Consider the following 14,133-nt stretch of genomic DNA (forward strand, 5'->3'; position numbering starts at 1 on the left):
GCTCACTGATCCTCCTGGGTGGCCTCTACGACGGTGGCCTCCGTGACGGTGGCCTCTACGACGGCGAGCAGGGCGCCGACCTCGACCTGGCGGCCGGGAGCGGCGTGCAGGGCGCTGAGCGTCCCTGTGACGGGCGCGGAGATCTTGTGCTCCATCTTCATCGCCTCCAGCCACAGCAGCGGCTCTCCGGCCCGTACGGCGGCTCCCACGGCCAGCCCGTCGGCGATGCGCACGACGGTGCCGGGCATGGGGGCGAGCAGCGACCCGGGCGCACGCTGGGCGGCCGGGTCGGGGAAGCGGGGCAGGACGGTGAGGGCGGCGCCGTTGACGTACACCTGGTCGCCGTCGCCGTACCGGGCGACCTCGAACTTCCGCCGCACACCGTCCACTTCGAGTACGACCAGACCCGCGTCCACGTGCACGACCCGCACCCCGCCGGTGTCGGCGGCGAGACCCTCGCGGGTGTACCGGTAGCGCGCCTCGTGCTCCTCGCCCGCCATGAGGTACCGCTTGGCCTGCGGCTGCGAGGACAGGTTGCGCCAGCCGCCGAACCGGGAGCGGCCGTGGGCGTCCGCGAGCGCGGCGGCCAGCGGGGCGCAGGGGTCGGGGACGGGCCGGGTCAGGTCGGCGAGGTGGCGGTCGTAGAAGCCGGTGTCCATGCGGCCGCGCCCGAACTCCGTGTGCCGCAGGGAGCGGACGAGCAGGTCGCGGTTGGTGACGGGTCCGTGGACGGCGGCCCGCTCCAGGGCGCCGGCGAGCTTGCGGACCGCCTCCGCGCGCGTGGGGGCGTGGGCGACGACCTTGGCGAGCATGGGGTCGTAGTGGACGCCGATGGTGTCGCCGTCGGTGTAGCCGGTGTCCAGGCGGACGCCGTCCGGGACGGCGAGACGGTGCAGGGTGCCGGTCTGCGGGGCCCAGCCGCGGGCCGGGTCCTCGGCGTACAGACGGGCCTCGATCGCGTGCCCGCGCGCGCGTGGCGGCTCGGGGTCCAGGGCGTGCCCTTCGGCGACACGGATCTGCAGGGCGACGAGGTCGATGCCGAACACCGCCTCCGTCACCGGGTGTTCGACCTGCAGGCGGGTGTTCATCTCCAGGAAGTGCGCCCGGCCGCCGGCCACCAGGAACTCCACGGTGCCGGCGCCGGTGTAGTCGACGGCGCGGGCGGCCCGTACCGCCATCTCGTGCAGTTCCCGCTCCAGTTCGGCGGGCAGCCCGGGGGCCGGGGCCTCCTCGACGACCTTCTGATGGCGGCGCTGGAGGGAGCAGTCCCGGGTCCCGAGCACCCACACGGTGCCGTGGGTGTCGGCGAGGACCTGCACCTCGACGTGCCGCCCGCCCTCCACGAAAGGCTCGGCGAACACCTCTCCGTCCCCGAACGCACCGGCCGCCTCCGCGCGGGCGGCGGCCAGTTCGGCGTCCAGGTCCGCGAGGCGCCGCACGACCCGCATCCCGCGCCCGCCGCCGCCCGTGGCCGCCTTCACCAGAACGGGCAGGTCGGCCTCGGTGACGCCGTGCAGGGGCTGGATGCCCATCAGCTCCTTGGCGCGGGTCTTGGACGCCATCGCCTCGATGGCCCGAGGCGGCGGCCCGATCCAGACCAGGCCGGCGTCCTGCACGGCACGCGCGAAGCCGGCGTTCTCGGAGAGGAAGCCGTAGCCGGGGTGCACGGCGTCCGCGCCGGCCGCCACCGCGGCCTTCACGATCAGGTCGCCGCGCAGGTACGTCTCGGCGGGCGTCGCGCCCGGCAGGCGTACGGCGGCGTCGGCCACGCGCGCGTGGAGGGCGTCGGCGTCGGCGTCCGAGTGCACGGCGACCGTCCGGATCCCCAGCTCGCCGCAGGTGCGGAAGACCCGGCAGGCGATCTCGCCCCGGTTGGCGACAAGTACCGTCGAAATCACGTGACCCCTCACATCCGGAAGACGCCGAAGCCACCCCGCGCGCCCTCGTAGGGCGCGGTGTGGACGGCCGACAGGCACAGACCGAGAACGGTGCGGGTGTCGCGCGGGTCGATGACGCCGTCGTCGTACAGCCGGCCGGACAGGAACATCGGCAGCGACTCGGACTCGATCTGCTGCTCCACCATGGCCCGCAGCGCCGCGTCCGCCTCCTCGTCGTACGGCTGCCCCTTCGCCGCCGCCGACTGCCGGGCCACGATCGACAGCACGCCCGCGAGCTGCTGCGGGCCCATCACCGCGGACTTGGCGCTGGGCCAGGCGAACAGGAAGCGCGGGTCGTAGGCCCGCCCGCACATGCCGTAGTGCCCGGCGCCGTAGGAGGCGCCCATGAGCACGGACAGGTGCGGGACGCGCGAGTTCGACACCGCATTGATCATCATCGCGCCGTGCTTGATGATGCCGCCCTGCTCGTACTCCCGGCCGACCATGTAGCCGGTGGTGTTGTGCAGGAACAGCAGCGGGATGTCGCGCTGGTTGGCGAGCTGGATGAACTGGGCGGCCTTCTGCGACTCCTCGCTGAACAGCACGCCCTGCGCGTTGGCGAGGATGCCGACGGGATAGCCGTGCAGGGTGGCCCAGCCGGTGGCGAGGCTCGTTCCGTACAGCGGCTTGAACTCGTCGAAGTCGGAGGCGTCGACGATCCGGGCGATGACCTCACGGGGATCGAAGGGGATCTTCAGATCGCCGGGAACGATCCCGAGAAGCTCCTCGTTGCCGTATTTGGGTGGCTCTGCGACGGGGGGATCGGGGTGGGCCTTGCGGTGGTTGAGACGGGCGACGACCCGGCGTGCCTGCCTGAGCGCGTCGGGCTCGTCCACGGCGAAGTGGTCGGCGAGGCCCGACACGCGCGCGTGCATCTCGGCGCCGCCCAGGGACTCGTCGTCGCTCTCCTCGCCGGTCGCCATCTTCACCAGCGGCGGCCCGCCGAGGAACACCTTCGCCCGCTCCTTGACCATGATCACGTGGTCGGACATGCCGGGGACGTAGGCGCCGCCGGCGGTGGAGTTGCCGAAGACGACGGCGACGGTCGGGATGCCGGCCGCCGAAAGCCTGGTCAGATCCCGGAAGATGGCGCCCCCGGGGATGAAGATCTCCTTCTGGGAGGGCAGATCGGCACCGCCCGACTCGACGAGGCTGATGCAGGGCAGCCGGTTGGCGAGCGCGATGTCGTTGGCCCGCAGCGCCTTCTTCAGGCTCCACGGGTTGCTGGCGCCGCCGCGCACGGTCGGGTCGTTGGCGGTGATCAGGCACTCCACGCCCTCGACGACCCCGATACCGGTGACCAGCGAGGCGCCGACGGCGTAGTCACTGCCCCAGGCGGCCAGCGGCGACAGCTCCAGGAACGGCGTGTCGGGGTCGAGCAGCAGCTCGATGCGCTCACGCGCGAGGAGCTTGCCGCGCCCCCGGTGCCGCTCGACGTACTTCGCGCCGCCGCCCGCGAGCGCCTTGGCGTGCTCGGCGTCGAGCTCGGCGAGCCTTGCGAGCATGGCCTCGCGGTTGGCCCGGAAGTCGGGCGAGCCGGTGTCCAGGGCGGAGGAAAGGACCGTCACAGAAGGACCTCCGGGATGTCCAGGTGGCGGGAGCGCAGCCATTCGCCGAGCGCCTTGGCCTGCGGGTCGAACCGGTGCTGGGCGGCGACGCCCTCGCCGAGGATGCCCCCGACGGTGAAGTTGAGGGCGCGCAGGTTGGGCAGGACGTGCCGGGTGACGGGCAGCGCCCGGCTCTCGGGAATCAGCTGCCGGAACCGGTCGGCGGTCAGCTCGTGGACCAGCCACCGCCAGGCGTCACCGGTCCGCGCCCACACCCCGACGTTGGCGTCCCCGCCCTTGTCCCCGCTGCGGGCACCGGCGACCAGCCCGAGGGGGGCGCGGCGCGTGGGGCCGGGCGGAAGGGGCTCCGGCAGGGGCGGCTGCGGCAGGTCGTCGGGTACGCGCGTGTCCTGGACCGCAGGCACAGGGATGCGGCGGCCGTCATCGAGGACGGCCACATGCTCCACGGTGTCCCGGGGGACGTACGCGGCCTCGAAGACACCGTAGGGCGCACCCTTGCCGGGGGGCGCCAGCACATGGAAGCCGGGATACCCGGCGAGCGCGAGCTCCACGGCGGCCCCGCTGAACGCCCGTCCCACGGCCTCCGCGTCCCGGTCCCGTACGACCAGCCGGAGCAGCGCGCTCGCCGTCTCCTCGGTGTCGGCGTCCGGCCGGTCGGTGCGCACCAGGTCCCACCGCACCTCGCGCGGAGGTGACTTGGCGGACCCGAGCGCGTCCTCCATCTGCTGCCGTGTGAGCTCGGCCTTGCGTTCGACGTCGAGCCCGGTGAGGACGAAGGTGACCTCGTTGCGGAAGCCGCCGAGACGGTTTAGCCCGACCTTGAGGGTGGGCGGCGGTGCCTCCCCGCGCACCCCCTCCACGCGCACCCGGTCGGGCCCGTCCTGGCTCAGCCGTACGGTGTCCAGCCGCGCCGTGACATCGGGCCCGGCGTACCGGGCGCCGCCCGTCTCGTACAGCAGCTGGGCGGTCACCGTGCCGACGTCCACGATTCCGCCGGTGCCGGGGTGCTTGGTGATGACCGAGGTTCCGTCGGCGTGGATCTCGGCGACCGGGAAGCCGGGGTGGCGCAGCCGTTGCAGGGCGTGGTCGGCGAAGAAGGCGTAGTTGCCGCCGGTGGCCTGCGCCCCGCACTCCAGCACATGCCCGGCGACGACCGCGCCCGCGAGCCGGTCGTAGTCCCCCGGCTCGCCCGGCCGCCAGCCGAAGTGGGCGGCGGCGGGCCCGGTGACCAGGGCCGCGTCGGTGACCCGCCCGGTGACGACGACGTCCGCGCCGGCGCGCAGGCACTCGGCGATCCCGAAGCCGCCGAGATAGGCGTGGGCGGCGAGGGCGCCGGTGGAGCTCCCGCCTGCTCGAGCGGGGCCGAGAACCTGGGGGAGGGAGGCGGTGAGGTCGTCGCCCTCGACGTGCGCGACGCGCACGGGGAGGCCCAGTCGGCCGGCCAGCTCCCGCACCCGGTCGGCGAGCCCGGCGGGGTTGAGCCCGCCGGCGTTCGTCACGATCCGTACACCGCGCTCGTGGGCGAGTCCGAGACATTCCTCCAGTTGCCCGAGGAAGGTGCGGGCGTATCCGGCGGCGGGGTCCTTGAGCCGGTCGCGGCCCAGGATCAGCATGGTCAGCTCGGCGAGGTAGTCGCCGGTGAGGACGTCCAGTTCGCCGCCGGTGAGCATCTCGCGCATGGCGTCGAAGCGGTCGCCGTAGAAGCCGGAGGCGTTGCCGATGCGCAGGGTCACCCGGTCGCCCCCTTCGGCGCGCGGCCGGCGCCGGGCGGCCCGGCGAAGGCCTGGGCGATGTCCAGCCAGCGGTCGGCGTCCGGACCCTCGGCGCGTACGGCGAGGTCGGCGCGGTGGGCGCGCTGGGTGACCAGGAGGCAGAAGTCGAGGGCGGGCCCGGTGACCCGCTGGGATGCGTCCTCGGGCCCGTACGCCCACAGCTCCCCGGAGGGACCGCGGACCTCCACGCGGATCTCCTCGCCGGGCACCGGCAGCCCGCGCGCCGCGAAGGCGAAGTCGCGCGCCCGCACCCCGATGCGCACCACATGCCGGAGCCGGTCGGTGGGTGTGCGCACCACACCCAGCGCGTCCGCCACGTCCTGCCCGTGGGCCCAGGTCTCCATGAGCCGCCCGGTGGCCATGGAGGCACCGGACATGGGCGGCCCGTACCAGGGGAAGCGCGCGCCGGGCGGGGCCGCGCGCAGCGCCTTGTCCAGCGCGGTGCGGCCTTCCCGCCACCGTTCCAGCAGCTCGCCGGGCGGCAGCCGGGCACCCTCCTCCGCCCCCTGGTCCACGAAGGAGTCCGGCGCGGCGAGCGCCTTCTCCACCAGGGCGTGGAAGCCGTCCGCGTCGGTGACGGCGAGGAGCGCGGACCGGTCGGTCCAGGCGAGGTGCGCGATCTGGTGGGCGACGCTCCAGCCGGGCGCGGGCGTGGCGAGCGCCCACTGCCCATGACTCAACCCGGCCACCAGCCGGTCGAGTTCATCGCTTTCCTCACGCAGATCGTCGAACACGGGCGTCGGATCGGACATGGGGGGAGCATGGCAGCACGCCCAGAAACAATCAAGCATGCTTGCATGCTTTTTTGGCCCAGCGTGGCGCGATGGTGCGCCTACGCCTACGCCGTCACCGGCTCACCGTGCCGGGCGGGCGGTCAGGAATCCACCCCTGCCACCGGCGCCCTTCCCTGCCTCACCTGCGTCCGAACCGCCCCCATGCTCGCCGCGATGACCAGGGCGATGGCGACCGCCTCCGCCGGGGAGAGGGACTGGCCCAGGACGAGGAAGCCGGCCGTGGCGGCGATGGCCGGTTCCAGGCTCATGAGGATCGCGAAGGTGGGGGCGGGCAGGCGGCGCAGGGCGAGCAGTTCGAGCGTGTACGGCAGGACGGAGGACAGCAACGCCACCGCCGCGCCCAGCCCGAACGTCACCGGGTCGGCGAGCTTCGCCCCCGACTCGGCGAGGCCCAGCGGCAGGAACAGCACCGCACCGACCGCCATCGCCAGGGCCAGCCCGTCGGCCTGGGGGAAGCGCCGGCCCGTGCGGGCGCTGAAGACGATGTACACCGCCCACATCGCGCCCGCGCCGAGCGCGAAGGCGACACCGGCCGGATCGAGGCCGCTGAAGCCCCCGCCGCCGAGCAGGAAGACGCCGGCCAGGGCGAGCCCCGCCCATACGAGGTTGATCGCGCGGCGCGAGACCAGGACCGACAGGGCGAGCGGGCCGAGGACCTCGAGGGTGACGGCGGGGCCGAGCGGGATACGGGCGACGGCCTGATAGAAGAGGCCGTTCATCGCGGCCATGACGACGCCGAAGACGACGACCGTGCCCCAGTCGGCGCGCGAGTGCCCGCGCAGCCGGGGCCGGCAGACCAGCAGCAGCACGATCGCGGCCACCAGCAGCCGCAGGCTCACGACGCCCAGCGCACCCGCCCTCGGCATCAGCGTCACGGCCAGGGCGCCGCCGAACTGCACGGAGATCCCGCCGGCCAGCACCAGGCCGACCGGTCCGAGCGAGCCGAACCGGCGCGGGGGGCGCGGCGATTGCGGCGTCACGGACGTCGAGGAAGGTGCACTGGAGTTGCTGACGGTGCGCACGGGCGGTCCTGGGGCTGGCTCGGATCAGATCGTGTTCATCTCAATGTACTACCGAGTCCAGGGTAATAGACCCCGTCAGGAGTGCGAACCCCTTATGCAACTGTCCTGGATGCTGAGATCAGGCCCGCGGCGGCCAGGGCTCCTCGTCCCGGAACAGGGGGCGGCCGTCGGGCAGCGTGGCGGGGAGGGACGCGTAGGCCCCGGACGACGGCTGGGTCCCAGCCGCCCCCGCGGCGCATGCGCCGTGGTCGTGGCCGTAGCCGTACTGGTCCGTGGGCGCGTACACGTGCACCGGCGGGGCCGCCTGCTCCTCCGTGAACAGCGGCATCCGCAGCTCCGCGGTGTCCGTCACCGCGTTGTTCTGCGAGCGGTGCAGACGCGCATACACCCCACCGCGCGCCAGCAGCTCCTCGTGGTGGCCGGCCTCGACGATGCGACCGCGGTCGACGACCAGGATGCGGTCGGCGTCGGGGGCGAGGTTGAGGTCGTGGGTGATCATGACGGTGGTGCGGCCGGCCATCAGGCGCCGCAGCGGTCCCAGCACCCGGCGGGCGGCCATCGCGTCCAGGCCGGTCGTCGGCTCGTCGAGCACCAGCACCGGCGCGTCCCGCAGGATGGCGCGGGCGATGGCCAGACGCTGGAGCTGGCCGCCCGACAGGCGGGCGGAGTTCGGGTCGACCCTGGTGTCGTAGCCGTCGGGCAGCCGCAGGACGAATTCGTGCGCGTCGGCCGCCTTTGCCGCCTCGACGATCGCGTGCCCGCTGGCGCCCGGACGGCCGCAGGCGATGTTGGCACGGACCGTGTCGTGCAGAACCAGCGTCTCCTGCGGGAGCAGGGTGACGTACTCGCGCAGCCGGGCCAGCGGGAAGTCCCTCAGGGGGACACCGTCCAGGAGGACCTCGCCCGCGTCCGGGTCGTAGAAGCGCAGCAGGAGCTTGGAGACCGTGGACTTGCCCGCGCCGCTCGGGCCGGTGACGATCACCAGCTCGCCGGGCCTGACCGTGAACGACAGGCCCTCCAGGGCCGCGCGATCGGCGCCCGGGTAGCGGAAGGAGACGTCCCGGACCTCGACGGTGCCGTCGGGCCGGCCGGTGTCCGCGGCGTGCCGGGGGTCGGTGACCGAGGGCACGACGTCCAGGATCTCGATCAGCCGTTCGGCGCCGGCGGTGGCCGCGGTGACCGTGAGACCGAGCTGGGCCAGTGCGCGCACGGGTGGGTAGAGGTAGCCGAGGAAGGCCGCGAAGGCGAGCAGCTGCCCCAGGGTCATCCGGCCGGTGGAGATCTCCCAGGCGCCGATGCCGATCACCGCGAGGACGCACACCGTCTCGATGACCTGCACCAGCTGCTCGTACGCCTCGTTCAGCCGGGTCGAGCGGACCGCGGCGCGGAACCAGGCGCTCGCCTCCTCGTTCAGCCGCCGCCGCTCGGCGTCCCGGCGGTCGTAGGCCTGGGTGAGGACGATGTTGCCGAGGGACTCCTCGACCACGGAGGTGATCGCGCCGTCGGCGACCCGGCCCGCGCGGGAGACGTCCCTGATGGAACCGGAGAAGCGGCGGGCGGCCAGCCAGAAGAGGGGCGCGAGGACGAAGGTGGCCGCGGCCAGGTCCCAGCGCAGCCAGCAGGCGGCGGCCGCGTAGAAGAGCGCGCTGAAGGCGGCGGAGGCCGCGCCGACCAGGCCGGACACGACCATCGTCTCGATGGCCTCCACATCACTGGTCAGCCGGGACAGCAGGTCGCCCTGGCGGTGCTGCTGGAAGAAGTGCGGCGGCAGCCGCTGCACATGGTCGAAGACGTGCTCGCGCAGCCGCATCACGAACCGTTCGGTCACCCACGCGGCCAGCGAGTTGCCGGCGTAGGCGACGATCGCGCCGGCCACGGCGACGCTCAGCCACTTGGCGGCCGGCGTCCAGAACGCGGCGAGCGACCCCTTCTCCAGGGCGTGGTCGGTGAGATCGCCGAAGACGAGGACGGCCTCGGTCTCGGCGAGCGCGGCGAGCACCGTGCACAGCCAGACGACCAGCAACCCGCGGCGCAGGCCCACGGTCAGCGGCCAGAAACGGCGGAATGCGGTACGGGCGGAAATAGTGGGGATGCCGTCGCCCTCGCATTCAGGATCACGCTCGTCGCACTCACCGCATTCCCCGGATTCCGCCACGACGGATTTCGACACGACAGCGCTCCGTTTCCCTCGCCGATAAGACGCGCACCGTGCGCACCGCGCAATTGCGTGCGCATTTCCGTCGTATTCGGGAAGAGGGCCGATTGTGCACCACCGGCCCTCACCCTCACTGCCTGCCCAGGTCAGGCGGGGTCAGCAGTGCTGACCGGGGATCGGCTTGGGCAGCGGCTTGTGCTGGTGCTTCTTCCGCGGCTTCGGCTTCGGCGGCGGGGGGAGCTGCTTCGCCCTGGGCTTCGGGGGCAGCGGGGCAAGCTTCTTGAAGCTCATTTCGACTCCTAGGTGTTTCTGCGGTGCAGAGGGCCGGGGAATTCCCGACACCGAAGAAGTTACACGCCGACCGCCCGGACAAAGGCAAAGCCGAGCTGTGAATTCCCTTGAAAAGCCTGGGAATTGGTTGGCGGAGCTGGGTGTTCCCCGACGAACCTGTCAGCCGCCTTGGTGACGGCCCTCCAGTGCCTGGGCGAGCACCTCCGCCAGATGCCGCCCCCGCACTCCCGCCAGTTGCTCCAGCTGGGTGCGGCAGGAGAAACCGTCCGCCAGGATCACCGTCCCCTCGGCGGCTCCGCGTACGGCGGGCAGGAGCTGTTCCCCGGCGCAGGCCCTGGACACCTCCCAGTGGCCCTGCTCGAAGCCGAAGTTGCCGGCCAGGCCGCAGCAGCCGCCGGAGAGTTCGCCGGTCAGGCCCGCCGCCGCGCGCAGGCGGCGGTCGGCCGCGTCGCCGAGGACGGCGTGCTGGTGGCAGTGGGTCTGGCCGGCCACCGGGCGGTCCAGCAGGGGCGGGCTCCAGCCGGGAGCGTGGCGCTCCAGGGTCTCGGCGAAGGTCAGCACGCGGTCGGCCAGGCGCCGGGCGCGCGGGTCGTCGGGCAGCAGGTCCGGCAGGTCGGTGCGCAGCGCGGCGGCACAGCTCGGCTCCAGGACGACGACCGGGGCGTCGGTCTCCAGGACCGGTGCCATCAGGTCGAGGGTGTGCAGCAGCACCGCGCGGGCGCGGTCGAGCTGGCCCGTCGAGATGTACGTCAGGCCGCAGCACACCCGGCCCCGGCCCCGCAGGAGCGACACCGGGTTCACCAACGCCGACCGTCCGTCGCCCACCGGGGGTCTGCGCAGGCGCAGACTCGGGGGCAGCGCCACCCGCAGCCCGGCCGCCTCCAGCACCCGTACGGCCGCCCGGCCGACGGACGGCGAGAGGTGCTCGGTGAAGGTGTCCGGCCACAGGACCACCAGCTCGCCCGGCCCCTCTCCTTCGCCCGGCCCCTCTCCTTCGCCCGGCCCCTCTCCTTCGCCCGGCCGTCTGCGCCACCATCGGGTGAACGGCTCCGGCGCCAGCCGCGGGATCCCTCTTTCGGGTGCGATTCCGGCCAGCCGTTTGGCCGCTGCCGCCGACGGCCGCACAGCGGCGAGCGCGTTCACCAACGGCGCGATGCGTGTACGCGCCGCCCAGCGCAGCCACACCGGAAGCCACCCCATGGAGTAGTGGGCGGCCGGGCGGCGCCGCCCGGCGTAGTGGTGGTGCAGGAACTCCGCCTTGTACGTGGCCATGTCGACGCCCACCGGGCAGTCGGACCGGCAGCCCTTGCACGACAGGCACAGGTCGAGCGCGTCGCGGACCTCCGTCGACCGCCAGCCGTCGGTCACCAGCTCGCCCGCGAGCATCTCGTGCAGCAGCCGGGCACGCCCGCGCGTGGAGTGCTCCTCCGCGCCGGTGGCCCGGAAGGACGGACACATCACCCCGGCGCCGGACACCTCCGCCGTACGGCACTTCGCGACCCCGACGCACCGGCGCACCGCCGCCGCGAAGTCCCCGCCGTCGGCCGGGTAGCCGAAGGCCACGTCGACGGGCTCGCGCGGCAGCACGGCGAAACGGAGGTTGGCGTCCAGGGGGGCCGGACGGACCAGCATCCCGGGGTTGAGCAGGTCGTCCGGGTCCCAGACGGCCTTGGCCCGCTCGAACAGGCCGACCATTTCCGCGCCGTACATCCTCGGCAGCAGCTCGGCCCGGGCCTGCCCGTCGCCGTGCTCCCCGGACAGCGAACCGCCGTGCGCCACCACCAGCTCGGCCAGCTCCTGGGAGAACCGCCGGAACCGGCCGACCCCCGCCTCGGTCAGCAGGTCGAAGTCGATGCGGACGTGGATGCAGCCGTCCCCGAAGTGCCCGTAGGGCGTGCCGCGCAGCCCGTGGGCGGCCAGCAGCCCCCGGAACTCCCGCAGATACGCGCCCAGCCGGGCCGGTGGCACCGCGCAGTCCTCCCAGCCGGGCCACGCCTCAGTGCCGTCCGGCATCCGCGTCGCCGTACCGCTCGCGTCCTCGCGGACCCGCCACAGCGCGCCCTGCGCGGCCTGATCGGTGACGACGAGCGCGTCCACGGCGTCGGCCGCGCGCACGACCGCCTCCGCTCGCGCGCGTGCCTGAGCCGCCGACTCCCCGCCGGTCTCCACGAACAGCCAGGCGTCCCCGCGCGGCAGCCCGGCGGCCGTGCCCGGCACCAGGTCGCGCGCCATCCCCTCCACCGTCAGCGGCCGTCCCCCACCACCGCCTTCGCTCCAGCGGGGGGACCCCCACGGCACCAGCCCCGCCGCGGCCTCGGCGGCGGCGCCCTCGTCGGCGTACCCCAGCACGGCCAGCGCCCGCGCGCGGGGGGCCTCGACCAGCCGCAGGACCGCCTCGGTCAGCACACCCAGCGTGCCCTCCGAGCCGCAGAAGGACCGCGCCACGTCCGCGCCCTTCTCGGGCAGCAGGGCGTCCAGCGCGTACCCGGAGATCCGGCGGGGCAGCTCCTTTGGAAAGCCGGTGCGCAGCCGCGCCAACTCCCCCTCGGCCAGCTCCCGCAGCCCCCGCGGGGCCCCGGCCCAGTCCGGCCCGAGCCGCAGCCGCCGCCCGCGCGCGGTGAGCACGGACAGCTCCCGCACACTGTCCGCGGTCGTCCCCCAGGCCACCGAGTGCGAGCCGCACGAGTTGTTGCCGATCATCCCGCCGAGAGTGCACCGGCCGTGCGTGGAGGGGTCGGGGCCGAAGCGCAGCCCGTGCGGCGCGGCGGCCTCCTGGAGCCGGTCCAGCACGAGGCCGGGCTGGACGACGGCGGTACGCGTGTCCGGGTCGAGGGCGAGCAGCCGGTTCATGTGCCGGGTGAAGTCCAGGACGACTCCCGTCCCGGTCGCCTGCCCCGCGATCGACGTCCCGCCGCCCCGCGCCACCACCGGCACGCCGTGCACCCGGCACACCTCGAGCACCGCCGCCACGTCGTCGGCGTCCCGCGGGGCCACCACGCCCAGCGGGACGCGCCGGTAGTTGGACGCGTCCATGGTGACCAGCGCCCGGGCGGTGACACGGAAGTCCACGTCACCGCCCCGGACGGCCCGGCGCAGCTCCGCCTCCAGCCCCGCCGCGAGCTCCGAGGGATCCGAGAGATCGGTCATGCGTCCAGGATGCACGCGACCACCGACAGTCCGGTCACCGACCGTGACGGCGGAGGCCGGCGGCCTCGCAGGCACGCAGACCTCGTAGCTCTCGACGAGCCCGCCGGGCGGCGAAAGTCGTCTCATCGGACACGTCTCACCGGACGGACACGTTTCCGTCCGGTTTCACCGAAGAGATACCCTCCGGCTCGTGGCTGAGATCCAGATTCCTGACGACATCAAGCCCGCGGACGGCCGTTTCGGCGCGGGTCCCTCCAAGGTGCGGACGGAGGCGCTGGACGCCCTCGCCGCCACGGGTAAGTCCCTGCTCGGCACGTCCCACCGCCAGGCCCCGGTCAAGAACCTGGTCGGCAAGGTGCGCGAGGGCATCGGCGAGCTCTTCCAGCTCCCCGACGGCTACGAGGTCGTACTCGGCAACGGCGGCTCCACCGCGTTCTGGGACATCGCGACGCACGGCCTGATCGAGAACAGGTCGCAGCACCTCACCTTCGGTGAGTTCAGCTCGAAGTTCGCCAAGGCGTCGAAGCTCGCCCCCTGGCTGGCCGAGCCGGACGTCATCTCCACCGACCCCGGCACGCACCCCGAGGCGGTCGCGCGCGAGGGCGTCGACGTCTACGCCTTCACGCACAACGAGACCTCCACCGGTGTCGCCATGCCCATCAAGCGCGTGGCCGGTGCCGACGAGGGCGCCCTGGTCCTGGTCGACGCCACCTCCGGCGCCGGCGGCCTCCCGGTCGACGTCGCCGAGACCGACGTGTACTACTTCGCCCCGCAGAAGTCCTTCGCCTCCGACGGCGGCCTGTGGATCGGCGTGTTCTCCCCCGCCGCGATCGAGCGCGCCGAGCGCGTCCACGCGAGCGGCCGGCACATCCCGGAGTTCTTCTCGCTCCCCACGGCGATCGACAACTCCCGCAAGAACCAGACGTACAACACCCCGGCCCTCGCCACGCTCTTCCTCCTGAACCAGCAGCTGGAGTGGATCAACGGCCAGGGCGGCCTGGACTGGGCGGTCCGCCGCACCGCCACCTCCTCGCGCACGCTTTACGGCTGGGCCGAGGACGTCAAGTACGCCAGCCCGTTCGTCACCGACCCGGCCAAGCGCTCCCAGGTCATCGGCACCATCGACTTCTCCGACGACATCGACGCCGCCGCCGTCGCCAAGGTCCTGCGCGCAGGCGGCATCGTCGACACCGAGCCCTACCGCAAGCTCGGCCGCAACCAGCTCCGCGTCGCCATGTTCCCGGCCGTCGACCCGGCGGACGTCGAGGCCCTGACCAAGTGCATCGACTACGTGATCGAGAAGCTGTAGCCGTCCTCTCCGCGCGGATCAGCTCGAATCAGTTCGGATCGGTGAACGGCGGGGTGGGGGGGGGGGGGGGGGGCGGGGGCCCCCCCCCCCCCCCCCCCCGGCACCAACCCCCCCCCCCCCCCCCCCCCCCCCCCCCCG

9 protein-coding genes are annotated in these 14,133 nt (G+C 73.5%); 1 reads left to right on the top strand and 8 read right to left on the bottom strand.

The genetic code is table 11. The features are described from left to right. Positions 1-2: 2 nt before the first annotated feature. The 8 genes from ACH4UM_RS20180 to ACH4UM_RS20215 all read right to left on the bottom strand — a co-directional run bounded on the left by ACH4UM_RS20180 (position 3) and on the right by ACH4UM_RS20215 (position 12,686). Positions 3-1,898: a biotin carboxylase N-terminal domain-containing protein gene (locus ACH4UM_RS20180; protein WP_398180866.1), complete on the bottom strand. Its 1,896-nt coding sequence runs from the start codon at positions 1,896-1,898 to the stop codon at positions 3-5. Between the two features lie 8 nt (positions 1,899-1,906). Then, complete coding sequence (locus ACH4UM_RS20185) at positions 1,907-3,505, bottom strand: acyl-CoA carboxylase subunit beta (protein ID WP_398180869.1); 1,599 nt, start codon at positions 3,503-3,505, stop codon at positions 1,907-1,909. Continuing rightward, the gene (locus ACH4UM_RS20190) at positions 3,502-5,238 is read right to left on the bottom strand and encodes an acyclic terpene utilization AtuA family protein (protein ID WP_398180872.1); all 1,737 of its coding nucleotides are present in this window, start codon (positions 5,236-5,238) and stop codon (positions 3,502-3,504) included. Before ACH4UM_RS20190 ends, ACH4UM_RS20185 begins: the two co-directional genes overlap by 4 nt. Then, positions 5,235-6,029: a TIGR03084 family metal-binding protein gene (locus tag ACH4UM_RS20195; protein ID WP_398180875.1), complete on the bottom strand. Its 795-nt coding sequence runs from the start codon at positions 6,027-6,029 to the stop codon at positions 5,235-5,237. The genes ACH4UM_RS20190 and ACH4UM_RS20195 overlap by 4 nt, the downstream gene beginning before the upstream one ends. Before the next feature lie 122 nt (positions 6,030-6,151). Further along, a complete protein-coding gene (locus ACH4UM_RS20200) occupies positions 6,152-7,051 on the bottom strand; it encodes an EamA family transporter (protein ID WP_398181406.1) in 900 nt (299 codons plus the stop codon). 160 nt (positions 7,052-7,211) lie between these two features. Beyond that, positions 7,212-9,185, bottom strand: a complete 1,974-nt coding sequence (locus ACH4UM_RS20205) for an ABC transporter ATP-binding protein (RefSeq protein ID WP_398181409.1) — start codon at positions 9,183-9,185, stop codon at positions 7,212-7,214. Between the two features lie 219 nt (positions 9,186-9,404). Then, positions 9,405-9,539, bottom strand: coding sequence for a hypothetical protein (locus tag ACH4UM_RS20210; protein WP_398180878.1), 135 nt, complete (start codon positions 9,537-9,539; stop codon positions 9,405-9,407). Positions 9,540-9,698: 159 nt separating this feature from the next. Continuing rightward, positions 9,699-12,686 carry an FAD-binding and (Fe-S)-binding domain-containing protein gene (locus tag ACH4UM_RS20215; RefSeq protein ID WP_398180880.1) on the bottom strand — a complete coding sequence of 996 codons (2,988 nt, stop codon included), beginning with the start codon at positions 12,684-12,686 and terminating at the stop codon, positions 9,699-9,701. A gap of 190 nt (positions 12,687-12,876) precedes the next feature. Between ACH4UM_RS20215 and serC the strand changes: the two genes are divergently transcribed. Continuing rightward, positions 12,877-13,995 carry a phosphoserine transaminase gene (gene serC, locus ACH4UM_RS20220; protein WP_398180883.1) on the top strand — a complete coding sequence of 373 codons (1,119 nt, stop codon included), beginning with the start codon at positions 12,877-12,879 and terminating at the stop codon, positions 13,993-13,995. The last annotated feature ends 138 nt before the right edge of the window (positions 13,996-14,133 follow it).

Origin of the sequence: Streptomyces sp. NPDC020801, assembly GCF_044334385.1 — a bacterium.
GTDB lineage: Bacteria > Actinomycetota > Actinomycetes > Streptomycetales > Streptomycetaceae > Streptomyces.

Excerpts from the sequence above, each read along its gene's own strand:
- ACH4UM_RS20195 (WP_398180875.1), bottom strand. The coding sequence starts at position 6,029 with ATGTCCGATCCGACGCCCGTGTTCGACGATCTGCGTGAGGAAAGCGAT.
- ACH4UM_RS20210 (WP_398180878.1), bottom strand. The coding sequence starts at position 9,539 with ATGAGCTTCAAGAAGCTTGCCCCGCTGCCCCCGAAGCCCAGGGCGAAG.
- ACH4UM_RS20215 (WP_398180880.1), bottom strand. The coding sequence starts at position 12,686 with ATGACCGATCTCTCGGATCCCTCGGAGCTCGCGGCGGGGCTGGAGGCG.